Below are 21,820 nucleotides of genomic sequence, written 5' to 3' on the forward strand. Positions count from 1 at the left end.
GCGTGCTAGTTGCCTTCCACCGTCCAGATCGTGCAACGCGCGATCCAGGTTTCGAGCTGCTCGATCAGTTCGAGACAGGATCGCGTCTTGAAGCTGTGCATCAGCTTCGCGTCGGCATCGAAGCGGAAGGGCAGGTCGTTGCGCCGCCTGCCGCGCGCATCCCGTGGCCAGGGCTGATACTCGACCTTCAGTTCGAAATGGCCCTCGGGGTCGTGCTCCGGCCTGAACTCCACGTCGATGACGAAGCGGCAACCTTGGTTGGTGGCGTTGAACACGCTGGAGCCGCCGAAATCGCCGTCCTCGACGCGCTTGTCGCGGTGGAGCGTGTTCCAGCCGATCTGCCAGCCCGCGGGGATGCGGAGCGGAACCAGCTCGGCATAGTCGGGGGCCTTCTCGCAATCCGCGAAGACGCCGACCGATTTCCTGAATGCGCGCGTGCCGTCCATCTGCGTAGCTTCCATGCGGTTCGGGCTCGTGCAAGCCCGTTGCGGAAAGGGCCGACGCCGTTGCCGGCGCCGACCCTTCCTCACCCCTTGATGTTGACGATCTGCCGGAGCCGGTGGCGGATCGCCACCAGGTCCTGCTGCGCGTCCATCACGGCGCCGATGTCCTTGTAGGCGGCCGGGCTCTCGTCCAGCACGCCTTCGTCCACCCGCGCCTCGATGCCCTTCATCGCCGCGACATGCTCGTCGAGCGTGATCCGCCGCTTGGCCTCGCCGCGCGACATCACCCGGCCGGCGCCGTGCGAGCAGGAGCAGAAGGACTGTTCGTTGCCCAGTCCCTCGACGATGAAGCTGCCGGTGCCCATCGAGCCGGGGATGATCCCCAGCTCGCCCGCCCGCGCGCTGACCGCGCCCTTGCGGGTCACCCACACCTGCTCGCCGAAATGCGTCTCCCGGGTCGCGTAATTGTGGTGGCAGTTGATCGCCTGCTTGTCGGTCTTGAAGCCGCGCACATGCGTGCGCAGCGCCTCGAGCACCCGGATCATCATCAGCTCGCGGTTCACCATGGCGTAGTCCTGCGTGAAGTGCATCGCTTCGATATAGTCCTCGAAGAGCTGCGAGCCTTCGCTCAGGAACGCCAGGTCGCGATCGGCCATGTGGAAGTCGAGCCGCTGCTTCGCGATCGCCTCCTTGGCCGCGTCGATGAAATAGGTGCCGATCCGGTTGCCCGTGCCACGCGACCCCGAGTGGAGCATCACCCAGACGCGATCCTCCTCGTCGAGGCAGACCTCGATGAAGTGGTTGCCGCCGCCCATCGATCCCAACTGGTCGCTGGTCTTGCCGTCGACCTTCGGATGCCGCGCGACGATCCTGCGCCAGCGCGCCTCGAACTTGTCGTACCAGGCGCGCGCGACCGAATTGGGCGTGATCGACCAGCCGCCCTTGGTGTGGTTGGCAGTCTGGCTGCTTTCCATCCCCTTGGGCACGGCGCGCTCGATCTCGGCGCGGATCGCGGCGAGGCTGTCGGGAAGGTCGCCGGCGGTGAGCGAGGTGCGCACCGCCATCATCCCGCAGCCGATATCGACCCCCACCGCGGCCGGCACGATCGCCGCCTTGGTGGCGATCACCGAGCCGACCGTCGCACCCTTCCCCCAATGGACATCGGGCATGCCGGCGACATGGCGGAAGACGAAGGGCAGGGCGGCGACGTTGCGGAGCTGCTGCATAGCACCGGCCTCGAACGGGCCGGCGCTGTCCCACAGCTTGAGGGGCGCTCCCTGGGTCTCGTGAATGCTATACTGGTTCATTGCTCACTCCTGTGGTGTGCTGCTTTTCAGGAGTGCCCGCGCGGTCTCGCGGTAGTTGCTTGTGCCCAATCAAGCTGCACCCCGACGGGTGCAGCGACCCGTCCGTTACCCGAAGCGGGTACCGACTGCATTACGCAGGCTAAGGGGCAGGCTGGTCTTCATAGCGGGCGGGCCATTAGCGCAGATCGTTACGCAAGGGAAGCACTAAGCCGCGATGTCGGCGATCAGGTCGGCAAGGGAAGCCGAGAGCGTATCGACATGCGCGCTGCGTGCGTTGCTATACCATTGGCCGACATCATGTTCGATACCGATCGCACCGAGCATGATCTTTCGCTCATCTTCGATGCGGGCGATCGTCGCACGAAGGTGTCGCATCAGATAGCTGGGGCCGTTCTGCTGCAGCGTGGAATCATCGACTGGCGCGCCGTCGGAAAGGATGACGAGCAGCTTGCGGGGTGGCGGCAGGGCCGCGAAGCGGGCCTCGGCCCATTCGAGCGCTTCGCCATCGATATTCTCGCGCAGCACGTCGGGATGGAGGAAGGCGTCGCGTGATTCCGCGCTCCATTCCATTTCGTCGGCGCGCTTGTAGACGATGTGGGCCAGCGCGCAGAGCCGGCCAGGGCGCCGCGGCTGGCCTTGCTTCAGCCATTGCTCGCGCGCGAAGCCGCCGTGCCAGCCGGCGGTCGTGAAGCCGAGGATCTCGGTGGTCGCGCCGATCCGCACCAGCGCTTCGTTGACGGCTCGGACCGCGCTGGCGGTGGCGGCGATTGGCGCGCCCTTCATCGACCCGGACTGATCGACCAGCAGGCAGACTGCCAGTGCGACCGGATCGGCGATCACGTCGCGAAGCCTCTGCTCGATCCCGGCTATGGGAGGTTGGGCGGCATCGAAGCGCTGCAGGTGATTGCGATGCGCCGCCCACAGCTCTGCCTTGGCATAATGGGTGGGCCGGAACGGGCTGAGTTCGCGAAGGCGCGCGGGAATGTCCGCGGCGCTGAGCTCGACGTCATGGGCGCGTGTGAAGGCTCGGTAGGGCTCGTCCGCCGGGCCGTCCTTCGCCATGCGGTTGCCTCGGGGCCGGCGGCCGCGCGTGCCGAGCCGCCACATTGCCCACCCAAGGCCGAGCAGAAAGAGAATGCCCCCGGCGAGATTTGCCGCCGCACCCTGCCATTCCAAGCCTGCCGGATTCATCCACGCCCCCGTTCTGTCCCTCCACTAACGCCCTTTTAACCACCCATCCCGCACAAGACCTGCGCAAATTTGCTTTCCGGGGCCCCATGGACGACCTGCTGCAGGAATTCATCGCCGAGACGCGTGAGACGCTCGAAGCGCTTTCGGGCGAGATCGTCGCGTGGGAAGCGCATCCGGCGGATCGCGCCCGGCTCGATGCGATTTTCCGTTTCGTGCACACCGTGAAGGGGAGCTGCGGCTTTCTCGACCTGCCGCGCCTGGGCCGGCTCAGCCATGCCGCCGAGGACGTGCTGGCGCAGGTGCGCGAGGGCAAGCGCGCGCCGGATCGTGCGCTGGTCAACGCCGTACTGGCGGTGGTCGACCGGATCGGCGAGCTGGTCGAGGCGATCGAATCGGGCACCAGCCTGGACGACAGCGGCGACGAGCTGCTGGTTGCGGCGCTGGCCGAAGGGGCCGAGGAAATCGCCCATGCCGGCCCGATCGTCAGCCGCGCGCCGGCGCGCAGCGTCCGCCTGAACGTCGACCTGCTCGACCGGATGATGTCCGGCATGTCGGACATGGTGCTGGCCCGCAACGAGCTCGCCCGGCGGCTGCGCAACGGCGAGATCGATCCCGCGATCGAGGCGGCGCTGGAGCGGCTTTCGCTCACCGTCGGCGAGATGCGCGACACGGTTACGCGCACCCGCATGCAGAAGATCGACGCGCTGTTCTCCGCACTCCCGCGCATGGTGCGCGACACGGCGGCGGGGCTGGGCAAGTCGGTGATGCTCCAGGTCGAGGGTTCGGACGTCGAGCTCGACCGCGAGATGATCGAAGTGATGCGCGACCCGCTGGTCCACATCATCCGCAATTCGATCGATCATGGCATCGAGGCGCCGGGCGAGCGCCGCGCCGGCGGCAAGCGCGAGAATGGCCGCCTGTCGGTCTCGGCACGGCAGTCGGGCAACCAGATCATCATCGAGATCGCCGATGACGGCCGCGGTATCGATACCGAGCGGCTGATCCAGAAGCTCGTCATCCAGGGCCGGGACGAGGCCAAGCTGCGCAGCCTCTCGGCGCGCGCCAAGCTCGACCTAGTGTTTGAGCCGGGGCTGTCGTCCAAGGACGTGGTGAGCGAAGTCTCGGGCCGCGGCGTCGGCATGGACGTGGTGCGCGCGGCGATCGAGCAGATCGGCGGCCGCGTCGAGCTCGACAGCAATCCCGGCAAGGGCCTGCGCATCGCCATCCATGTGCCGCTGACCCTGTCGATCATCTCGACGATCGTGGTGGGCGTGGGCGGCCAGCGCTTCGCTATCCCGCGCCAGTCTATCGAGGAGATCGTGACCGAGCGCGGCGATGCGATCCGCGTCGACGTGATCGGCGGCTCGCCGGTCGCCTCGGTGCGCGAGCGGCGCATGCCGCTGATCGACCTGGCCTCGATGCTCGGCGTGCCCGCCAGCACTGCGCGCGAGGAGGGGGCGCAGATGCTCGCCATCGTCAGCGTGAGCGAGGGCAGCTATGCGCTCGCCGTCGACACGGTGCTCGACAATGAGGAGCTGGTGATCAAGCCGGCTTCGCCCGCGGTGATGTCGACCGGCCTCTATGCCGGGCAGACGCTGCCGGATTCGGGCCTGCCGATGCTGCTGCTCGACTGCGCCGGCATGGCCAAGGCGGCGAGCCTGGATTTCAGCCGTGACAGCCAGCAGCTGTTCGAGGAAGAGGAAGAGATCGAAGTCGAGCAGGGCCTGCCCGCCTTGCTGTTCCGCGACCTGGACGGCGTGCGCCGTGCGGTGCCGCTGGCGGCGGTCGATCGGGTCGAGCAGGTCGATGCGGCCAATGTCCGCTTCGCCGCCGGCCGCTTCCGCATCACCATCGACGACCGTATCCTGCCGCTAGCCGCCCATGGCGACCTGGACGGGCTTGAGCGGATCAACGTGTTGCGCCTCAAGGACGGCACCAACGAAGTCTCCTATGCGATCGAGGAAGCCGCCGACATCGTCGTGCTGCCCGAGGAAATCGCGCCGGCGCGCGAGCCAGGGCCGATCGCCGGCGTCGTGCTGGTCGATGGCGAGCAGATCGAGCTGGTCGACATGCTGTGGATCTTCGACGAGCATGCCGAGCGCGAGGTGGAGGACACGCCGCCGCTCTGCCTGATCTCGGGCGACGAGGATGGCTGGATGGCGTCGTTCGTGAAGCCGCTTCTGGAGGCCTCCGGATACCGTGTCGCGCTCCGCCTCGCGCCGGGCGAGACGCCCGCCGTGGTGCTCTCCACCGAGGAGGCGCAGGGCGTGCTTGGCGCACCCGCGCCGGTCGTCCGCTTGCGAAAGAAGCGCGCTTCGGGTGGGTCGGGCGACGACAGCGTCTATAGATATGACAGGGCGGGACTGCTTTCCGCGCTCGAAGCCCGGGTCTCGGGCAAGGCAGGTCGCTGATGTCGCATCTCTATCTCATCGCCCAGGTAGCGGGCCGCGCCGTTGCGATCGACTCCGAGCAGGTCGAGTCCGTGGTGGACATCGGCGAGGTGACGGCGGTGCCGCGTGCCTCGCAGCATGTCCGCGGGCTTGCCGCGCTGCGCAGCCGGGTGGTGACCGTGGTCGACACCCAGTCGGCGCTCGGCATGGCGGGCGGCAGTCCGGCGCGCCGTGCGGTGATCACCCAGGTCGAGGGGCATCATTATGCGATGCTGGTCGACGCGCTCGACGATGTCGCGCCGTTCGACCTGCTGCCGCTGGCGCACGGCGTCACGCTCGATCCCGCCTGGCGCGGGGCAGGGCGGGGCATCGTGGAGCGGGACGGCGAGCCGATCCTCGCGATCGACCTCGCCAGCCTCGTCCCCGGCCATGCCGGGATCAATTAGTTCGCAAGATTAACGTCGCACTCACATCTTTCGTGCACTGTCCAATCCCAACCTAGACACCTGAAAGCGGGGAACAGGGGAAAATGAAGACTTGTCTGGTCGTCGACGACTCCAAGGTGATCCGGAAGGTCGCCCGGCACATCCTGGAGACTCTCGACTTCGAAGTGCGCGAGGCCGGTGACGGTCGCGAGGCGCTCGACTCCTGCCTGCAGACCCCGCCGGACGTGATCCTGCTGGACTGGAACATGCCCGTGATGAGCGGCATGGACTTCCTGCGCGCGCTCAAGGACTCGGGGCTCCCCCAGCGCCCAAAGGTGGTGTTCTGCACCACCGAGAACGGCATGGCCTATATCCGCGCCGCCATCGAAGCCGGTGCCGACGAATATGTCATGAAGCCGTTCGACCGCGAGACGCTGGAAAGCAAGCTGCAGATCGTCGGCGTCGCCTGAGCGACGCATAGGAGAGGCCCCAGTGGCGCACGCATCTCTTGCGGACACCGGGTTCGGCAGCGCAGCTGCCGGGCCGGCGCAGGTGCTGATCGTCGACGACTCCGTCGTCGCACGCTCGGTGCTGGGGCGCATGGTGGAAGGCACGCGGCGCTTCCGCGTCGCTGCCGCCTATAGCGACGTGCGCGCGGCGCTCGACTATCTCAAGACCAATAACGTCGACATCATCCTGCTCGACATCGAGATGCCGGGCATCGACGGCCTGACCGCGCTGCCCGACGTGATCTGGGCAGGGCGGGGCGCCAAGGTGCTGATCGTCTCCTCTGCGGCCGAGCAGGGCGCCGCGGTCACGGTGCAGGCGCTGGCACTCGGCGCGGCGGACACGCTGGTCAAGCCCGGCATCGGCGCGTTCGGCGGCCGCTTCGCCGAAGTGCTCGAGGAACGGCTGTCGCGCCTGCTCGAGACGCATGGCCATTCGGTCCCGGAGCCCGCGGTGCCGGTGCATCCCGCGCCTGTGACGGCCAACACCCAGCATCACGGCCCGGTCCAGCTGCCGGACGATTTCGAGCTGGTAGCGATCGGCGCCTCGACCGGCGGCATCCACGCGCTCAGCCAGCTGCTCCGCGCGATCCCGGCGCGCTTCCAGGTGCCGATCCTGGTGACCCAGCATCTGCCGGTCTCCTTCATGAGCTATTTCGCCACCCAGCTCGCCGTGCTCGGCGGGCGGCCCTGCGACGTCGCTGCCGACCGGATGCGCATCCGGCCCGGCCGCATCATCGTGGCGCCCGGCGACGCACACATGCGCGTGGTCCGTACTTCCGACGGCTCAGCGATCCGCCTGACGCACGAGAAGGCGACCAGCGGCTGCATGCCCTCGGTCGATCCGATGTTCGAGAGCGTCGCCCAGGTGTTCGGCGCCCGCGCGCTCGGCGTGGTGCTGAGCGGCATGGGGCGTGACGGCTGCGAGGGCGCCAAGGACCTGATCGACGCCGGCGCCCGCGTACTGGCGCAGGACAAGACGAGCTCGGTGGTGTGGGGCATGCCCGGCGCCGTTGCCAATGCCGGGCGGGCGAGCGCGATCCTGCCGCCGGACGAGATCGGGCGCCTGATCGCCCGGCGCGGAGGCGTGGCATGATCCCGACCCCGGGCGCCGCGCCGATCGCCTCCGCTGGCGCGATGAACATGATCGCGGCGCTGCTCGAGCAGCGCGCCGGCCAGCAGATCGCGGCCAACCGCACCTGGCGGATCGAGACGGCGCTGAAGCCGATCCTGCGCGAGCGCGGGCTGGCGAGCCTCGACGAGCTGGTCGCCCAGCTCATCTCGGCGCGAACCGGCGAGCTGGCGGACAAGGTCGTCGATGCGCTGCTCAACCAGGAAACCAGCTTCTTCCGCGATACCGCGGTGCTCGACATGGTGGCGGACGCCGCCCAGGCGATGCAGGCCGAGGCCGGCCACCGCCGGTTGCGCATCTGGTCGGCGGGCTGCTCGACCGGGCAGGAGCCGCTGAGCCTCGCCATGCTGTTCTCCGAGCGCGGCATGCCCGATCCCGAGATCGTGGCGACCGACGTATCTCCCGCGGCGCTTGCCCGGGCCAGGAGCGGCCGCTTCTCGCAGTTCGAGATCCAGCGCGGGCTTCCGGTCCGCCGCATGATGACCTGGTTCGACTCGGTCAACGCCGACTGGGTCGCCAAGCCCGAGCTGGTGCGCAAGCTTCAGTTCCGCCAGCACAACCTCACCCTCGATCCCGCTCCTGCGGGCGTGTTCGACATCATCCTGTGCCGCAACGTGATGCTCTATTTCTCGGTCGCGGTGCGCCGGAAGGTGTTCGATACGCTGTCCTCGGCGATGCGGCCCGGCGGGCTGCTTGCGCTGGGCGCCGGCGAGACGGTGATCGGCCAGACCGAGCATTTCACCCCCTGCGAGCGCTATCGCGGCTTCTATCGCGGCGTCGAGGCACCGGGATCGGTGCGCGCGGCGGGTTGATCGCGGTGTCGTTGCGGGTCTAGCTTCCGGCCCATGCACCACGGCCTGGCCTTTCTCGACGCCCCTTCGCCCAATTTCGACGAGCGGGCGCTGCCGGTCACGATGATCGTGCTGCACTATACCGGCATGGAAAGCGGCGACGCGGCACTGGCGCGGCTGCGCGCCCCTGAGGCGAAGGTCTCCGCCCATTACATGGTCGAGGAGGACGGCACGATCCATCGGCTGGTCGCCGAGGACAAGCGCGCCTGGCATGCCGGCCGATCGCACTGGCGCGGGATCAAGGACGTCAACTCGGCCTCGGTCGGCATCGAGATCGTCAATCCCGGGCATGAGCATGGCTATCGCCCGTTCCCAGCCGAGCAGATGGGCGCGCTGATCCCGCTCGTGGCGGAGATCAAGGAGCGCTACGGCATCACCCGCGGCAATGTCGTCGGCCATTCGGACGTGGCGCCGGCGCGCAAGCAGGATCCCGGCGAGCTGTTCAACTGGCATGCGCTCGCACGCCTGCGCCTTGCGCTGCCGCGGCCGACCCGGAACCTGATGGATCCGGGCTGGCCCGATGCCGGCTTCATCATGGCGCTCGAGCGCTTCGGGTACGACGTGACCGACGAGACTGCCGCCGTCACCGCCTTCCAGCGCCGCTTCCGTCCCGAGATGATCGACGGCGAGATCGACATGGAATGCCGCTGCCTGCTGCTCGCGCTGCTGCTGCCCAAGCCGCAGGGTGACGACTGAGCCGGTTTAGTTACGGGTCCGTGCACTAAATTCGTGCGGGCTTCTGCAAGTATAGGATGATCTATAGGAAGGCGGAGGTTGTTTCGCCTTGAGCAATATCGGTTCTTCGACATCCCTTGGCCCGGTCCAGGCCTATCTTTCCGGCGTGGCGCGCGCCGATGCGAAGGGCGAGGTGCCGTCCTCGGTCAACATTCCCACGGTGAGCGAGGCGACCGAAGCGGTCGAGCGTGTCGCGCAGGTGCGCGGCGCCGATGGTGTGGTCGGCCTGGGATCGGACTATCGCAGGATCGCACTCGCCTCGGGTCTCAGCGTGCAGTGGAAGGTCGAGGTGATGGCCTGGGGCACCGCCGTGCTGCGCGCCGCCGATCCGGATGGTGACGGAAAAGCCTGAAACCCTTGCACGGCGCTTGTACGGAAATGGTTTAGAAGGCGCTTGTCCGCCCGTCAGATTTGTCCTCAGCTAGATGCCGGGGGGGGACGGGCCATGCTGACGGCAACCGGGAACATCAATCAACCATATGAAGTCATCGGCGTCGTGCACGCCACAGCCGCGCGTGTTGCGGAAAAGGGAGGCTGCGGTAACAGCCGGGGCATCCCCGTTGAAGCGGCGTATCAGGCGGCCACCGTCGCGCTGCAGGAGGCGGCGAGGCTCTCCAATGCCGACGCTCTAATTCATGTCGGGTATGATTATCGGATGGCGACCAGTCAGGTGGGTTGCAACACCGCCGAGCCTTCGTTCGAGGTCTATGCCTGGGGTACCGCGGTTAAATTGACGTGATCGGCAAATCGGTCGTCAGGCTGGTCCTGTGGGCCGCCGATCATGATCGCGTTCCGGGTCGGCTGGACCGGGTTGCCGCGCGATGGGCAATCTCGCTGATCGGACTATATCGGCGGCACCTTTCTGCGCGCAGCGGCAGAACCTGTCTGTTCCGCAAGACCTGCTCCAGCCATGCGCTCGAGGCATTCGAGCGCCTTGGTTGGCGGGAGGGGGTGCAAGAAGCGGCGGCGCAATTGCGCCGATGCGGCGGAAACTATTCGATGCTCCGCTCAGTCCAAGGCGAGACGATGCTGATCACGTGCGATGGACATCATTTTGCGAGGGCGGATTTGTCGGATGCCGTGGTCCGTTCGATTTCCTAGCCCTTGCAGTAACGCGCCGCTTCGCTAGAGCGGTCCGTGCCAGAGGATCGGGCGGCCGCGGGTGCGCAAGCACGCGAGGAAAGTCCGGGCTCCACGGAAACACGGTGCCGGGTAATGCCCGGCGGGGGCGACCCCAGGGACAGTGCCACAGAGAGCAGACCGCCCACTGGTCCTTCGGGACTAAGGGCAAGGGTGAAAGGGTGCGGCAAGAGCGCACCGCGCGACCGGTAACGGAAGCGGCATGGTAAACCCCACCGGGAGCAAGACCGAATAGGGGCGGCGCATGGGCCTGGTTCCGGCCCGTCGCCCGGGTTGGTTGCTGGAGCGGCGGAGCGATCCGTCGCCTAGAGGAATGGTCGCCCATCCCTTTCGAGGGTGGACAGAACCCGGCTTATAGATCCTCTGGCATTTCACGTAACACGGCGGTGCTATGCTTGCGCCATCCGAACGAGTGGCTATCTGGACGGCATGGCAAGGCAGACGCGATCTTCAGACTGGGGCTTTCCACGCTGGCGCGAATATGGCGCCGAGCGCGAGGCCGTGAAGGTGCGCCTGTGCGACCGCCATGGCTGCGACCAGCCGGGCGACCGGCCCGCGCCCAAGTCGCCCAACAGCCCCGAGCGCTGGTATTTCTGCGAGACGCATGCCGCTGAATACAATCGCAACTGGGACTATTTCGCCGGCCTGACCGCCGAGGAAGCGGCCAAGCGCGAGGCGGACGAGCGGCGTGACGCGTCGGGCTTTGCCGAAGCCAAGTATAATGGCTGGGCAGGGCCGGGCGACGGCAGCCGCTCGCGCGACGAGATGCGCGCGCTGGAAGTACTCGAGCTCGAGGTCGACAGCGATTTCGACGCGGCGCGCATGGCCTATCGCCGGCTCGCCAAGGTCAACCATCCGGACGTGAACCCCAACGATGCCGAGGCGGCGAAGCGGTTCCACGCGATCCAGGCCGCCTATGACGTGCTCAAGGCCGCCGAGGAACGGCGGACGTGGAAGGGCGATTGAAGCACCGCGTCCATTCCAACTGGGACCATGCCGTCCTTGTCTGCGCGAAATGCTCCAAGAAGCTGGATGGAGGCTTCGGGCCCAAGGGCAAGCAATCACTCGCCAAGGCACTGCGCAAGCATCTGGGCCTGAAGAAGGGCCGCAAGGCCGAGGCGGGGATCGTCGAGGTCAAGTGCATGGGCGTCTGCCCGCGCGGCGCGGTGACGGTGATCGATGCCGGCGGGCCGAAGGAATGGCTGCTGGTGCCGAAGGGCGCGGATCTGGATGGCGTGGCGGAGGAACTGGGGCTCGCGAAGGACTAGGCCGATTCTATTCCCCTCCCTTCCAGGGAGGGGAATGTCAGCCCGCGTAACGCTGCGCCGTCTCGCGCACCAGGGCGATCATGTTGGGAATGCCCTGGGTCCGGTTCGAGCTGAGCTGGTTCCGCAGGTCGAACGGCGCCAGAGCGCCTTCGATGTCGCTCGCCAGGATCTCGGCCGGGGCCTTGTCCTGCACCGTGAGCAGCACCAGTGCGATGATGCCCTTGGTGATCGCCGCGTTGGAGTCGGCGAGGAAGTGGAGCCGGCCATCGTCGAGGCGGGTGGGGTAGACCCATACCGCGGCAGAGCAGCCGCGGACCAAGGTGGCGTCGGTCTTGAGCGCGTCGGGCATTGCCTCCAGCCCGCGGCCCAGATCGATCAGCAGGCGATAGCGGTCATCGGCTTCGAGGAACGCATATTCGTCCTGCAGGTCGGCGAGGCTGTTCATGCCCCGCCGCTAGCCGGATGGACCTCAGAGGTCCACCCCGGCCGCGATCGCTTCGAGCTTGCGGATGCGCTCCTTGAGATCGGCGATCTCGATCCGCGAGGCCGCGGTGGGCATTGCGGGTGCCGTTTCCGGCACATGGTGCACATCGAGCTCCTGGCGCTTAAGGGCCAGCCAGCCACGCCAGCCCGAGAGCCCGGCGGCGATCAGCATGCCCAGCCCGGTGAGGCTGGAAAGGGCGAGGGTGAGGTAGAGAGTCGGATCCTGGGTCACGTCATGCCTCCCTTGGTCTGACGCATTCAGTTCTTGTCGCGCAGCGATTCGATCTCGCGGTCGAGACGAACACTGCCTTCGGTGTCGGTGATCACGCGTTCGAGCACCTGGACGCGCTCCTTGAGCGCACGGACCTCGTCGCGGAGCCGGGCATTCTCGGCGACGGAGGCGCTGTCCGCGGCGTTGCCGCGATAGACCTCGTTGCCGTCCTTGTCCTTGTGGATGCCGTAGCGCGCTTTGAGCACGCTGCCGATCGTGACGATCACGATAATCGCGACAACCATCTCGAACGGGTTCATTCCACTACTCCTTCAAACGCGTCGTTGGATCAGTTCTGCTGGCCGGCCCGGGCGAGCCGCGCGGCGCGGCGGACGGGGCGATCCCGCTTTTCGGCGAGGACAATAGCTCCCCCGCACAGTGCGCACAGCACTGCGAACACTACGATGGCAATCATGGTGGACTTCCTCAATACTGGCGGCCCTTGTCGGCGCCGCGTGGGAATTTCAGTTCAGCGGGGGTGCATCCCGCAGCTTCTCAATCTCGTCGGCGAGGTCGACGCCCTTGTCGGTGACGATCCGTTCGAGGACCCGCACCCGCTGCTCCAGCCGTTCGGTCTGGGCCGCATATTGCGCGGCCTTTTCGGCGACCATCTGGGCTTCGAGCTCGAGCTTGCGCTGCTGCAGGGCGAACCAGGGCTTGAGATAGACACCGCCGATCACGGCGATCGTTCCACACAGGATGCCCAGGATCGGAACGAGGATGGGACTGATCTCCATTGCTTCCTCCTCAGTTGCGGGGGCTGCGCAGCTTCTCGATCTCCTGATCGAGCAGGTGCGAGCCGTCGGTCACGATCCGCTCGACATTGGCGAGCCGGTCCTTGATCGAGCCCAGTTCGGCGCGGAGCTGGGCATTCTCCTGGCTCAGGAGCTTGATCCGCTCCATCGCCGCGTCATTGGTCTTCGGATAGAGCGCCTGGCCCCAGCTGCCATCGAGCGGATAGCCATGCTTGATCCGGAGCCAGGTGGTGAAGACCCAGCCACCCACCGCTAGCGCACCGATGATCAGGGCGACGGGGGCGAAGGCTGCGAAGGGAAAGCTCATCTCGTCACTCCTCAGCGCAGGCTGTCGATCTCGCGGGCGACCCGCTCGGCGGGATCGGTGGCGATCCGTTCCAGGACCGCGATCCGCTCCTCGAGCCGGCTGATCTGACCGGTCAGGCGCTCATTCTCCGAAGCGAGAAGGGCGATCTTGCGGTCTGCTTCGAGATTGTCGCTCTTTTCGCCCTGGAAGCTGCGCCGGCCGCGAAGGCCGTGAATGCCTTCATTCTCGATCGGGTAGCCGTGCTTGGCGCGGACCCAGGTCTGGAACGCCTTGGACGCCATCACCGCAGTGACGATCAGAACCGGTACCAGCCACGCTAACTCCCTCATTTCTTCCTCCCTGTTGACTTACCTGGCGATTGGCTCAGCGCAGGCTGTCGATCTCATCGGCGAGCCGGGTATTGCGGCTCGTATAGTACATCTCGATATCGGCGAGACGGCGGTCGATGTCGCGGAACTTCGAGCGGACCTCGGCGGTCGAGCGCGTCGGGTTGGCGCGGACGCCCTGCCAGAACTTGGCTTCCTCCGGGCCTTCGTAGAGGCCGGCCGGCTTGTTCGAGGCCAGCCAGGCGACCAGGAAGTAACCGACGATCACGGTGCCGCTCGTCGAGAGCGCCAGGATCACCATGCCGAGGCGAAGCCAGATGACGTCGATCCCGGTATAGTCGGCAAGGCCCGAGCAGACGCCGAGAAACTTGCCATTGGCCTTGTCGAGATAGAATTTGGTGCGGCTCGACATCTCAATTCCTCCGGGAAATGTCATAGGGGCTCTGTTCCGGGCGAACGTCGCGGACAGGGCGGAAATCGGGGTTGTCGGCGGCGATGATCCGCTCGACGGTGAGCAGGCGCTCTTCGAGCTGGCGTGCGGTATAGTGCAGCTCGTCGAGCAGCTTCTCGTCCTCGTTGGTGATCGTGCCGGACTGCTTCCACTTGGTGATATAGTGCATGATCACCCAGGGCAGCCCGATGAAGAGCATCCCGACGATGACGATCGGAAGGAAGACTTCCTCCATCGCTTAGGCTCCCTTGTTGAGGCGGGCCTTCAGGGCCTCGAGCTCGGCATCCACCTTCTCCGACGAGCGGAGTTCGGCGATTTCCTCGTCGAGCGTCTTCGGGGCGCCGCCCAGGCCGGCAGCCTCGGCGCGACCTTCGGCGAAGTCCACCCGGCGCTCGAGAACATCGAAGCGCGAGAAGGCATCCTGCACCCGCGAGCCGTTGGTGATCTCGCGCAGGCGCATCCGGTTGTTGGCGCTCTCCATGCGAGTGACGATCGAGTTCTGGCGGGCGCGGGCCTCGCGCAGCTTGGTCTGGAGCTTGTTGATGTCCTCTTCCGCAGCGCGCAGCGCCTCGTCGAGCACCGAGATCTCCTCGTTCAGCTGCTCGCACATGTCCGAAGCCTTCTGCTTCTCGACCAGCGCGGCCTTGGCCAGGTCCTCGCGGCCCTTGGAGAGCGCCAGCTCCGCCTTCTCGGTCCAGCTCTCCTGGAGCTTCTCGAGCTTGGCGATGTGGCGGCGCATTTCCTTCTGGTCCGCGATGGTGCGGGCCGCGGAAGCGCGGACCTCGACCAGCGTCTCCTCCATTTCGAGGATGATCATGCGGATCATCTTCGCGGGATCCTCCGCCTTGTCGAGCAGATCGGTGACGTTGGCGGCGATGATGTCGCGGGTTCGAGAGAAGATACCCATTTCGTCGTTACTCCTTCGTATTTCGTTTCCTGCCGGGAGGGGCCTAGGGGGTGACCCCTCCCGTCAGGTTTCCGCTCGCGAGGGGCTGCGAGCGGGGACCCTGTTTCTCAGGCCGTCACCAGGCCGGCCGTGCCGGCCATGATGACCAGGCTGGCGGCTACCGAAAGTGCCACCGAGAAGAAGGCGTTGCGGTAGTAGGCGGCGTTGGCGTTCATGATCTTGTTCCCTGAACCTTGGTTTTTCCAGGCCCGTCAGCGGGCTTGCCATATGCATTGCAGGGGGCGTGCCAAATTGTGAAAACCGCAGAAATCTGCCGTTTTTGCCGTTCATAAGGCGTTCAGGTAGCGGATTTAACTTGCCAAGTGTTAGGAAAATACACCAAGGATTTGGCATGGAGCGCGTAACCCAGGTCATAGGCCAGTCCTCGGCATTCCTCGACGCGCTGGAACGTGCCAGCCGGGCGGCCGCGCTCGATCGCCCGGTGCTGGTGATCGGCGAGCGCGGTACCGGCAAGGAGCTGGTCGCCGAGCGCCTCCACCGCCTGTCGCCGCGCTGGGACCAGCCGCTGGTCACGATGAACTGCGCCGCGCTGCCCGAGACGCTGATCGAGGCCGAACTGTTCGGCCATGAGGCGGGCGCCTTCACCGGCGCGACCAAGGCGCGGATCGGCCGGTTCGAGGAAGCGCATCGCGGCACGCTGTTCCTCGACGAACTCGGCACGCTCTCGATGGGTGCGCAGGAGCGGCTGCTGCGTGCGGTGGAATATGGCGAGATCACCCGGATCGGCTCGTCGCGGGCCGTGCAGGTCGATGTCCGCATCGTCGCGGCGACCAACGAGCATCTGCCCGAGCGGGTCGAGAAGGGGACGTTCCGCGCCGATCTGCTCGACCGGTTGAGCTTCGAAGTGGTGACCATTCCGCCGCTCCGGCACCGGCCGGGCGATGTCGAGGTCCTCGCCGAATTCTATGGGCGGCGCATGGCGTCCGAGATCGGCTGGGTCGACTGGCCGGGCTGGGGACCGAACGCGCTCGATATCCTCGTCCATTATGACTGGCCGGGCAATGTCCGCGAGCTGCGCAATGTCGTCGAGCGTGCCGTCTATCGCTGGGAGCAGGACGGGCCGATCGACGCGATCGAGATCGATCCCTTCCAGTCGCCGTTCCGCCTGCGCACGATGCAAGGCAGCGCCTCGAGCACGCCGGCGCCGGCCGCTACCGCCGCGTCCGCACCAGTGGTGCTGGAAGCGCAGCCGGCGCTTGCCGGGGCGACCGACTTCAAGGGCCGGGTGGCGCGGTTCGAGAAGGAATTGCTCCAGCGTGCGCTCGCCGATCACCGCTTCAACCAGCGGGCGACGGCGGAGGCGCTGGGGCTCACCTATGACCAGCTTCGTCATGCGCTGAAGCGGCACGAGCTTCTGCAGGTGGGAGGCTGAGCAAAAAGCCCTCTCCCCATCGGGGAGAGGGTTGGGAGAGGGGCCGGACGGTGCCACTAGTCCCAAGGCTCATTGATCAAGACACAGCCCCTCTCCCTGGCCATCTCCCCGATGGGGAGAGGGAGAAGAAGGCCAGTAATTCCAAGCTAATGATTAGCGTTCGCAACAGTAATTCCGCCAATCGCACCCGATCGGAATTTTCATTTGCACGACGCAACGATTTTTCCGCGACAGCGGTGAATTTTGCGCGCTAGGGGAGGGACCGCATCGCCCGGCGGTTCGTTGCCCGGGTGAACCCCCTGGTGAACCCTGGAGAGACCAAATGGCCTTCGAACTTCCCCCGCTTCCCTTCGACAAGGACGCGCTGGCGCCGCACATGTCGGCCGAGACGCTCGAGCTTCACCACGGCAAGCACCACAAGGCCTATGTCGACAAGACCAACGGCTTCATCGCCGAGAAGGGCCTCGAGGGGCGCAAGCTCAGCGAAGTGATCGCGCACGCCAAGGAAACGGGCGACAAGGGCCTGTTCAACAACTCGGCGCAGATCTGGAACCACAGCTTCTTCTGGCAGGGCCTGACCGGCGAGAAGACCGCGCCGAGCGGCAAGCTCGCCGAGCTGATCGCCAGCCAGTACGGCTCGACCGACGAGCTGGTGAAGAAGCTGGTTGCCGAATCGACCGCCCACTTCTCGAACGGCTGGGGCTGGCTGGTGCTCGACGGCGACCAGCTCAAGGTCACCTCGCTGCACGACGCCGACACGCCGGTGGTCTATGAGGGCATGAAGCCGCTCCTGACGATCGACGTGTGGGAGCACGCTTACTACATCGACTATCGCAACCTGCGTCCGAAGTATCTCGAGACGATCACCGCGAACATCATCAACTGGGACTTCGTGTCGCAGAACCTCGATGGTGCCGGCGTGAGCCGCGCGGATCAGGACAGCTGATCTTTCGCGATCCGGTTTAAGGAAGGGGCGTCCGAGCGATCGGGCGCCCTTTTTTTGTTCTGTTCCCCGGCGAAAGCCGGGGTCCAGGGTTTCTCTGCCGTGTCGCTTGAGACCCTGGGCCCCGGCTTTCGCCGGGGACGGCTTCTCCTTGCGGACGACATTCAGCCCATATTCAACCGCAGAACGCGAACCTCCGCCCACACTTCTTCGGGGAAAGTCGTGATGCGCCGCTATCTGATCCTCGCACCCTTGCTGCTCGTCGCCGCGCCGGCTTCCGCGCAGATCTGGGGCGGGCCGACCATGCACGGTCCTTCGGGCGGCTCGATGGCGCAGGATCGCGGCTATGGCGAGACTTCGAAGATCCGCGACGACATCCGCAACGGCCGATCGAGCGGCCAGCTCACTCGGCGCGACGCGAAGAGGCTGAAGCGCGAGGCTGGGCAGATCGACACGTTGGAGGAGCGCTACACCGCCGGCGGGCTCTCGCCTGCGGAGGAAGCCGAGTTGTTCGCCCGCCGCGAGGCGCTGCGCAACGACGTGGTCGCCAAGCGCAGCGGCCAGCGCAAATAACTACTCCTGCGGCGGGATCGGCGCCTCCTCGGGCGTCTCCAGCTGCAGCCCGTGCTTGAGCAGCATCGGGATGTTGAGCATCGCGAAGACGAGCGTGACCGGGATCATGATCCAGGTCTTGAAGATCACCCACTGGTCCCAGGTGACGAAATGGCGGACGGTCTCGTTCGCCACCGCGGCGACCGCGAAGAACGCCGCCCAGTTGATCGTCAGCAACCGCCAGCCCTTGGCCGAAAGCCCCGGATAGGCCTGTTCGAGCAGGGTCTGGAGCAATGGCTTGTCGGCGATAAGCCCGTATCCCAGCACGATCGCGAACATCGCATAGATGATCGTCGGCTTGATCTGGATGAAGGTCTGGTCGTGGAAATAGAGCGTCAGCCCGCCGAACAGCAGCACGAAGGCGGCGGTGATCCACAGCATCGGCGAGACATGGCGGGTCTTCCACCAGGAGAGCGCGATCGCCCCGGCCATCGCCACCATGAACGCCACGGTCGCGGCGAACACGCGGGCGAGCACGGGGCCCTGCGCCAGCGAGTTCACTGCGAAGAACACCGCGAGCGGCCCGTAATCGATCAGCATCCGCACGCCGGGCGAGGCGGCCTTCTTCTCAGCCATTGGTCAATTCCTCCACGCCGGCGATGATCCGTGCGACTTCCTCGGCGTTGAACGGGCGCAGATCGTCCACCTTCTCGCCCACGCCGATCGCATGGATCGGCAGGCCGTATTTCTCCGCCGCCGCGACCAGCACGCCGCCGCGCGCAGTGCCGTCGAGCTTGGTCATGACGAGGCCGGTGACCCCGGCGACTTCCTTGAACACCTCGATCTGGTTGAGCGCGTTCTGGCCGGTGGTCGCGTCGAGCACGAGCACCACGTCGTGCGGCGCCGCCGGGTTGAGCCGGCCGAGTACGCGGCGGATCTTGGCCAGTTCGTCCATCAGCTCGGTCTTGTTCTGGAGGCGGCCGGCGGTGTCGACGATCAGGACGTCGGTGCCCTTCTCGGTCGCCTGCTTCACCGCCTCGAACACGATGCCCGCGGCATCGCCGCCCTCGGCACCCGAGACGATCGGCACGCCGATGCGCTCGGCCCAGGTGCGTAGCTGGCCGATCGCGGCGGCGCGGAAGGTGTCGCCGGCGGCGAGCATCACCGAATAGTCCTGCTCCATCAGCAGATTGGCGATTTTGGCGATCGTCGTGGTCTTGCCCGAGCCATTGACGCCGATCACCAGGATAACCTGCGGGCGAGGGAACGCCTCGACCTCGAGCTTGCGGGCGACGGGGGCGAGCACCTTGGCGACTTCCTCGGCCACGACCAGGCGGATGCCCAGCTCCTCCATGTTGCGCTCGAACTGGCCCTCGGCGAGCCGCTGGCGGACTCGCGCGGCGGTGGTGGGGCCAAGGTCGGAGGCGATCAGCGCTTCCTCGATCTCGTCCAGCGTCGCCTCGTCTAGCCGCGCCAGGCCCAGGCCGGCGAGGTTGCCGATCAGCCGGTCGGACGTCTTGCGGAAGCCGCCGAGAAGGCGCTCGTGCCAGCTGGGACCGCTCATGCGATCAGCTTCCCGTCCCGGACATCGACGATCTTTACGCTCACAATCTCTCCGACTTCTTGGGGGGCGAGGCGAACCTCGGCGAAATTGCCGGCATGGCCCCGCTCTCCGGGGCGCTCTACCAGCACTTGCTGGGTGCTGCCTACCAGGCTTTGCAGCCAATTGTCCCTTACGCGGGCGGCCTCGGCGCGGAGGCGGGCGGCGCGGGCCTTGACGATCTCGGGCTCCACCTGGGGCATCTTCGCCGCCGGGGTGCCACTGCGGGGGCTGTAGGGGAAGATATGGGCGTGGACGATGTTGCAATCCTCTATAAGGCGCAGCGTGTTCTCGAACATTTCCTCGGTCTCGGTCGGGAAGCCGGCGATCAGGTCCGCGCCGATCGCGATATCGAGCCGCTCGACTGTTAATCGAGACGCCAGCGCGACCGACTGGGCGCGGCTGTGGCGGCGCTTCATGCGCTTCAGGATCATGTCGTCCCCCGCCTGGAGCGAGAGATGGACGTGCGGCATCAGGCGAGGTTCCCCGGTGAGCAGCGCAAACAACCGGTCGTCGACTTCGATCCCGTCGAGCGAGGAAAGCCTGAGGCGCTGGAGCTTCGGCACATGTGCCAGGATGCGCTCGACCAGCTGGCCGAGGTTCGGCGCACCGGGCAGGTCGGGGCCGTAGCTGGTCAGGTCGACGCCGGTCAGCACCACCTCGGCATGGCTCTCCGCCAGTGCGGCGACCCGGTCGATCACCGCGCCTGCCGGCACCGAGCGGCTGTTCCCCCGGCCATAGGGGATGGCGCAGAAGGTACAGCGATGGTCGCAGCCATTCTGCACCTCGACGAACGCCCGGGCATGGGTCGAGAAGCTGGCGGCGAGGTGCGGCGCGGTCTCGCGCACGGCCATGATGTCCTGCACCGCCACCGGCTCGGGCGAGTGCCAGGCGGCGGCTTGCAGCTTCTCGGCATTGCCGATCACCCGGTCGACCTCGGGCATCGCGGCGAAGGCCTGGGGATCGATCTGCGCCGCGCAGCCTGTCACCACCACCTCGGCGCCCGGCCGTTCCCGGCGGGCGCGACGGATCGCCTGGCGGGTCTGCTTGACGGCCTCGTTGGTCACCGCGCAACTGTTGATCACGACAGTGTCGCGATCCGACAATAAGGTGCGGATCGTCTCGCTTTCGGCGAGGTTGAGGCGACAACCCAGACTGATGACGTGAGGGGATGACATTTGGCCGGTGATCTAGGCGTAGCTACACCCGATGTCCACGCGAAGGCCCGTGAAGTGCTGGGCTTCTGGTTCGGGCTCACCCCCGAGCAGCATTTCGCGACCTCCGCCAGGCTCGATGCGGAGATCGGGGCGCGCTTCGGGCCGCTGCGCGATCTGGTGCTGGGATCGGGCGCGGCGGGCTGGCGCGATGATCCCGAGACGCTGCTGGCGGCGATCGTCCTGCTCGACCAGTTCAGCCGCAACATCCACCGCGGTACCGCCGAGGCCTTCGCCGCCGATCCGCTCGCGCTGCAACTGGCGCTGGAGGCGATCGGCAAGGGCTGGGACGCTGGCATGGACAAGGACCGGCGCCAGTTTCTCTATCTGCCCCTCGAACATGCCGAAAATCCCGCGATCCAGGCGCTGAGCGTAGAGAAGTTCGGGTCGCTGGGGGATGCCTATGTGCTGGGTTTCGCACAGAAGCATGCCGAGGTGATCGCGCGGTTCGGGCGCTTCCCGAGCCGGAATGCGGCGCTGGGGCGGGAGTCGACGGCCGAGGAGCGGGCATTCCTAAGCGAGGCAGGGGCGGGGTGGTGAAGGGCTAGCCCGCTCCGAGCCCCGCACTCCCCGGATGACGCTCCAGCCGGATATCCCGCCGCGCCAGCAGCACGCCGCCGTCGCTGCGGGACAGGTGCACGATCCCGCTGCCGCCGCGCAGTTCCTGTTTCGCGCGATAGGCGGCGGTGACGCCGAACTCGCCGTCGAACACCACGTCGTCGATATAGTATGGGCGCTTGTCCGGCTCGCCGATGAAGAGGTGGACATGCGCCGGCATGCTCCGGTCCGGATAAGGCGCCGGCTTGATCGTCTCGAAGGTGTAGATCCCGTCCGCCCCGGTCCGCGCCCAGCCGCGCAGCCTGCCATGGCGGCGGCTCCACTCGGTCTCGGGCGTGCCATCGGCATAGAGGCCCGCCGCATTGGTGTGATGTGCATAAATGATCACGCCGGCTGCTGGCGCGCCATCCCGTGTCAGTATCCGTCCGGTCAGCGTCATCCGCTCGCCCGGCTCCTGCGCCGAGGCGAGCCGGACCCGGGCGGAAAGGCCTCGGGCGTTGCGCTCGGCCACCGCCGCGCAGCCTTCGCAATTGTAGAGATCGGGCCGCGCTTCGTCCCGAATGCTGCCGGGGGAGGGGGTAAGTGCCACCACTCCGACAAGGCCGCCTGCCGCGCCGCCTAATAGAATCAGGG

32 protein-coding genes and 1 other RNA gene are annotated in these 21,820 nt (G+C 66.6%); 16 read left to right on the forward strand and 17 right to left on the reverse strand.

Translation table 11 applies throughout. The features are described 5' to 3' along the window. Positions 1-5 precede the first annotated feature (5 nt). The 3 genes from ACEN8G_RS06865 to ACEN8G_RS06875 form a co-directional block, all read right to left on the reverse strand. Positions 6-461: a hypothetical protein gene (locus tag ACEN8G_RS06865; RefSeq protein WP_413416508.1), complete on the reverse strand. Its 456-nt coding sequence runs from the start codon at positions 459-461 to the stop codon at positions 6-8. A gap of 65 nt (positions 462-526) precedes the next feature. Continuing rightward, on the reverse strand, positions 527-1,750 hold the full coding sequence (locus ACEN8G_RS06870; RefSeq protein WP_413416507.1) for an RtcB family protein: 1,224 nt from the start codon (positions 1,748-1,750) through the stop codon (positions 527-529). Positions 1,751-1,954: 204 nt separating this feature from the next. Further along, positions 1,955-2,941, reverse strand: a complete 987-nt coding sequence (locus tag ACEN8G_RS06875; RefSeq protein WP_413416506.1) for a cobaltochelatase CobT-related protein — start codon at positions 2,939-2,941, stop codon at positions 1,955-1,957. 86 nt (positions 2,942-3,027) lie between these two features. On the opposite strand from ACEN8G_RS06875, the gene ACEN8G_RS06880 reads away from it, so the two are divergent. The 12 genes from ACEN8G_RS06880 to ACEN8G_RS06935 all read left to right on the forward strand — a co-directional run bounded on the left by ACEN8G_RS06880 (position 3,028) and on the right by ACEN8G_RS06935 (position 11,388). Further along, positions 3,028-5,352 carry a chemotaxis protein CheA gene (locus ACEN8G_RS06880; RefSeq protein ID WP_413416505.1) on the forward strand — a complete coding sequence of 775 codons (2,325 nt, stop codon included), beginning with the start codon at positions 3,028-3,030 and terminating at the stop codon, positions 5,350-5,352. Next, the gene (locus tag ACEN8G_RS06885; RefSeq protein ID WP_307118674.1) at positions 5,352-5,777 is read left to right on the forward strand and encodes a chemotaxis protein CheW; all 426 of its coding nucleotides are present in this window, start codon (positions 5,352-5,354) and stop codon (positions 5,775-5,777) included. The genes ACEN8G_RS06880 and ACEN8G_RS06885 overlap by 1 nt, the downstream gene beginning before the upstream one ends. A gap of 83 nt (positions 5,778-5,860) precedes the next feature. Then, on the forward strand, positions 5,861-6,226 hold the full coding sequence (locus tag ACEN8G_RS06890; protein ID WP_086129096.1) for a response regulator: 366 nt from the start codon (positions 5,861-5,863) through the stop codon (positions 6,224-6,226). A gap of 82 nt (positions 6,227-6,308) precedes the next feature. Further along, a complete protein-coding gene (cheB, locus tag ACEN8G_RS06895; protein WP_413416519.1) occupies positions 6,309-7,358 on the forward strand; it encodes a chemotaxis-specific protein-glutamate methyltransferase CheB in 1,050 nt (349 codons plus the stop codon). Then, positions 7,355-8,206 carry a CheR family methyltransferase gene (locus ACEN8G_RS06900; protein WP_307118676.1) on the forward strand — a complete coding sequence of 284 codons (852 nt, stop codon included), beginning with the start codon at positions 7,355-7,357 and terminating at the stop codon, positions 8,204-8,206. The genes cheB and ACEN8G_RS06900 overlap by 4 nt, the downstream gene beginning before the upstream one ends. A 33-nt stretch (positions 8,207-8,239) precedes the next feature. After that, the gene (locus tag ACEN8G_RS06905) at positions 8,240-8,941 is read left to right on the forward strand and encodes an N-acetylmuramoyl-L-alanine amidase (RefSeq protein ID WP_413416504.1); all 702 of its coding nucleotides are present in this window, start codon (positions 8,240-8,242) and stop codon (positions 8,939-8,941) included. 88 nt (positions 8,942-9,029) lie between these two features. Beyond that, on the forward strand, positions 9,030-9,332 hold the full coding sequence (locus tag ACEN8G_RS06910; RefSeq protein ID WP_413416503.1) for a hypothetical protein: 303 nt from the start codon (positions 9,030-9,032) through the stop codon (positions 9,330-9,332). A gap of 93 nt (positions 9,333-9,425) precedes the next feature. Further along, positions 9,426-9,719 (forward strand): hypothetical protein, encoded by a 294-nt coding sequence (locus ACEN8G_RS06915; RefSeq protein ID WP_413418562.1) that lies wholly within the window; start codon positions 9,426-9,428, stop codon positions 9,717-9,719. Then, positions 9,716-10,081: a membrane protein insertion efficiency factor YidD gene (gene yidD, locus ACEN8G_RS06920; protein WP_413418564.1), complete on the forward strand. Its 366-nt coding sequence runs from the start codon at positions 9,716-9,718 to the stop codon at positions 10,079-10,081. The genes ACEN8G_RS06915 and yidD overlap by 4 nt, the downstream gene beginning before the upstream one ends. Positions 10,082-10,120: 39 nt before the next feature. Further along, an RNA gene (gene rnpB / locus ACEN8G_RS06925) (RNase P RNA component class A) lies at positions 10,121-10,491 on the forward strand. 58 nt (positions 10,492-10,549) lie between these two features. After that, positions 10,550-11,086: a J domain-containing protein gene (locus ACEN8G_RS06930; protein ID WP_413418566.1), complete on the forward strand. Its 537-nt coding sequence runs from the start codon at positions 10,550-10,552 to the stop codon at positions 11,084-11,086. Further along, positions 11,083-11,388 (forward strand): (2Fe-2S) ferredoxin domain-containing protein, encoded by a 306-nt coding sequence (locus tag ACEN8G_RS06935; RefSeq protein WP_413418568.1) that lies wholly within the window; start codon positions 11,083-11,085, stop codon positions 11,386-11,388. The genes ACEN8G_RS06930 and ACEN8G_RS06935 overlap by 4 nt, the downstream gene beginning before the upstream one ends. A 37-nt stretch (positions 11,389-11,425) precedes the next feature. Here ACEN8G_RS06935 and ACEN8G_RS06940 read toward each other — a convergent pair whose 3' ends face one another. The 10 genes from ACEN8G_RS06940 to pspA form a co-directional block, all read right to left on the reverse strand. Beyond that, entirely contained in the window at positions 11,426-11,833 is a 408-nt protein-coding gene (locus ACEN8G_RS06940; protein WP_413418570.1) for a SufE family protein, read from the reverse strand. A 24-nt stretch (positions 11,834-11,857) separates the two neighbouring features. After that, the gene (locus tag ACEN8G_RS06945) at positions 11,858-12,043 is read right to left on the reverse strand and encodes a hypothetical protein (RefSeq protein WP_307119581.1); all 186 of its coding nucleotides are present in this window, start codon (positions 12,041-12,043) and stop codon (positions 11,858-11,860) included. 86 nt (positions 12,044-12,129) lie between these two features. Beyond that, the gene (locus ACEN8G_RS06950; protein ID WP_307118682.1) at positions 12,130-12,402 is read right to left on the reverse strand and encodes a hypothetical protein; all 273 of its coding nucleotides are present in this window, start codon (positions 12,400-12,402) and stop codon (positions 12,130-12,132) included. Between the two features lie 29 nt (positions 12,403-12,431). After that, the gene (locus ACEN8G_RS06955; protein WP_413418573.1) at positions 12,432-12,557 is read right to left on the reverse strand and encodes a hypothetical protein; all 126 of its coding nucleotides are present in this window, start codon (positions 12,555-12,557) and stop codon (positions 12,432-12,434) included. A gap of 49 nt (positions 12,558-12,606) precedes the next feature. Next, on the reverse strand, positions 12,607-12,879 hold the full coding sequence (locus ACEN8G_RS06960) for a hypothetical protein (protein ID WP_307118684.1): 273 nt from the start codon (positions 12,877-12,879) through the stop codon (positions 12,607-12,609). A gap of 10 nt (positions 12,880-12,889) precedes the next feature. After that, positions 12,890-13,204 (reverse strand): hypothetical protein, encoded by a 315-nt coding sequence (locus tag ACEN8G_RS06965; RefSeq protein ID WP_413418575.1) that lies wholly within the window; start codon positions 13,202-13,204, stop codon positions 12,890-12,892. Between the two features lie 11 nt (positions 13,205-13,215). Then, on the reverse strand, positions 13,216-13,485 hold the full coding sequence (locus ACEN8G_RS06970; protein WP_413418583.1) for a hypothetical protein: 270 nt from the start codon (positions 13,483-13,485) through the stop codon (positions 13,216-13,218). A gap of 82 nt (positions 13,486-13,567) precedes the next feature. Further along, a complete protein-coding gene (gene pspC / locus ACEN8G_RS06975) occupies positions 13,568-13,942 on the reverse strand; it encodes an envelope stress response membrane protein PspC (protein ID WP_307118686.1) in 375 nt (124 codons plus the stop codon). Position 13,943: 1 nt separating this feature from the next. Then, entirely contained in the window at positions 13,944-14,216 is a 273-nt protein-coding gene (gene pspB, locus ACEN8G_RS06980) for an envelope stress response membrane protein PspB (RefSeq protein ID WP_307118687.1), read from the reverse strand. 3 nt (positions 14,217-14,219) lie between these two features. After that, positions 14,220-14,888, reverse strand: coding sequence for a phage shock protein PspA (gene pspA, locus ACEN8G_RS06985; protein WP_413418577.1), 669 nt, complete (start codon positions 14,886-14,888; stop codon positions 14,220-14,222). Positions 14,889-15,279: 391 nt separating this feature from the next. On the opposite strand from pspA, the gene pspF reads away from it, so the two are divergent. The 3 genes from pspF to ACEN8G_RS07000 all read left to right on the forward strand — a co-directional run bounded on the left by pspF (position 15,280) and on the right by ACEN8G_RS07000 (position 17,836). Beyond that, entirely contained in the window at positions 15,280-16,320 is a 1,041-nt protein-coding gene (gene pspF / locus ACEN8G_RS06990; RefSeq protein ID WP_413418579.1) for a phage shock protein operon transcriptional activator, read from the forward strand. Positions 16,321-16,642: 322 nt separating this feature from the next. Further along, positions 16,643-17,266 carry a superoxide dismutase gene (locus tag ACEN8G_RS06995; protein WP_413418581.1) on the forward strand — a complete coding sequence of 208 codons (624 nt, stop codon included), beginning with the start codon at positions 16,643-16,645 and terminating at the stop codon, positions 17,264-17,266. 222 nt (positions 17,267-17,488) lie between these two features. Next, positions 17,489-17,836, forward strand: coding sequence for a hypothetical protein (locus ACEN8G_RS07000; protein WP_413416480.1), 348 nt, complete (start codon positions 17,489-17,491; stop codon positions 17,834-17,836). Here ACEN8G_RS07000 and ACEN8G_RS07005 read toward each other — a convergent pair whose 3' ends face one another. From ACEN8G_RS07005 to mtaB, 3 genes are read right to left on the reverse strand one after another with little or no spacing between them, the layout of a single operon-like run. Continuing rightward, entirely contained in the window at positions 17,837-18,451 is a 615-nt protein-coding gene (locus ACEN8G_RS07005) for an inner membrane-spanning protein YciB (RefSeq protein WP_413416481.1), read from the reverse strand. Beyond that, a complete protein-coding gene (gene ftsY / locus ACEN8G_RS07010; protein WP_413416482.1) occupies positions 18,444-19,379 on the reverse strand; it encodes a signal recognition particle-docking protein FtsY in 936 nt (311 codons plus the stop codon). Before ftsY ends, ACEN8G_RS07005 begins: the two co-directional genes overlap by 8 nt. Further along, positions 19,376-20,593 (reverse strand): tRNA (N(6)-L-threonylcarbamoyladenosine(37)-C(2))-methylthiotransferase MtaB, encoded by a 1,218-nt coding sequence (gene mtaB / locus ACEN8G_RS07015; RefSeq protein WP_413416483.1) that lies wholly within the window; start codon positions 20,591-20,593, stop codon positions 19,376-19,378. The genes ftsY and mtaB overlap by 4 nt, the downstream gene beginning before the upstream one ends. Here mtaB and ACEN8G_RS07020 point away from each other — a divergent pair, their 5' ends adjacent. Then, complete coding sequence (locus ACEN8G_RS07020; RefSeq protein WP_413416484.1) at positions 20,594-21,169, forward strand: DUF924 family protein; 576 nt, start codon at positions 20,594-20,596, stop codon at positions 21,167-21,169. 4 nt (positions 21,170-21,173) lie between these two features. Here the strand turns inward: ACEN8G_RS07020 and ACEN8G_RS07025 are convergent, their stop codons facing one another. Then, positions 21,174-21,776, reverse strand: a complete 603-nt coding sequence (locus ACEN8G_RS07025) for a hypothetical protein (protein ID WP_413740761.1) — start codon at positions 21,774-21,776, stop codon at positions 21,174-21,176. Positions 21,777-21,820: the final 44 nt, after the last annotated feature.

The organism is Sphingomonas sp. Sphisp66, from assembly GCF_047324325.1.
Lineage (GTDB): Bacteria > Pseudomonadota > Alphaproteobacteria > Sphingomonadales > Sphingomonadaceae > Sphingomonas.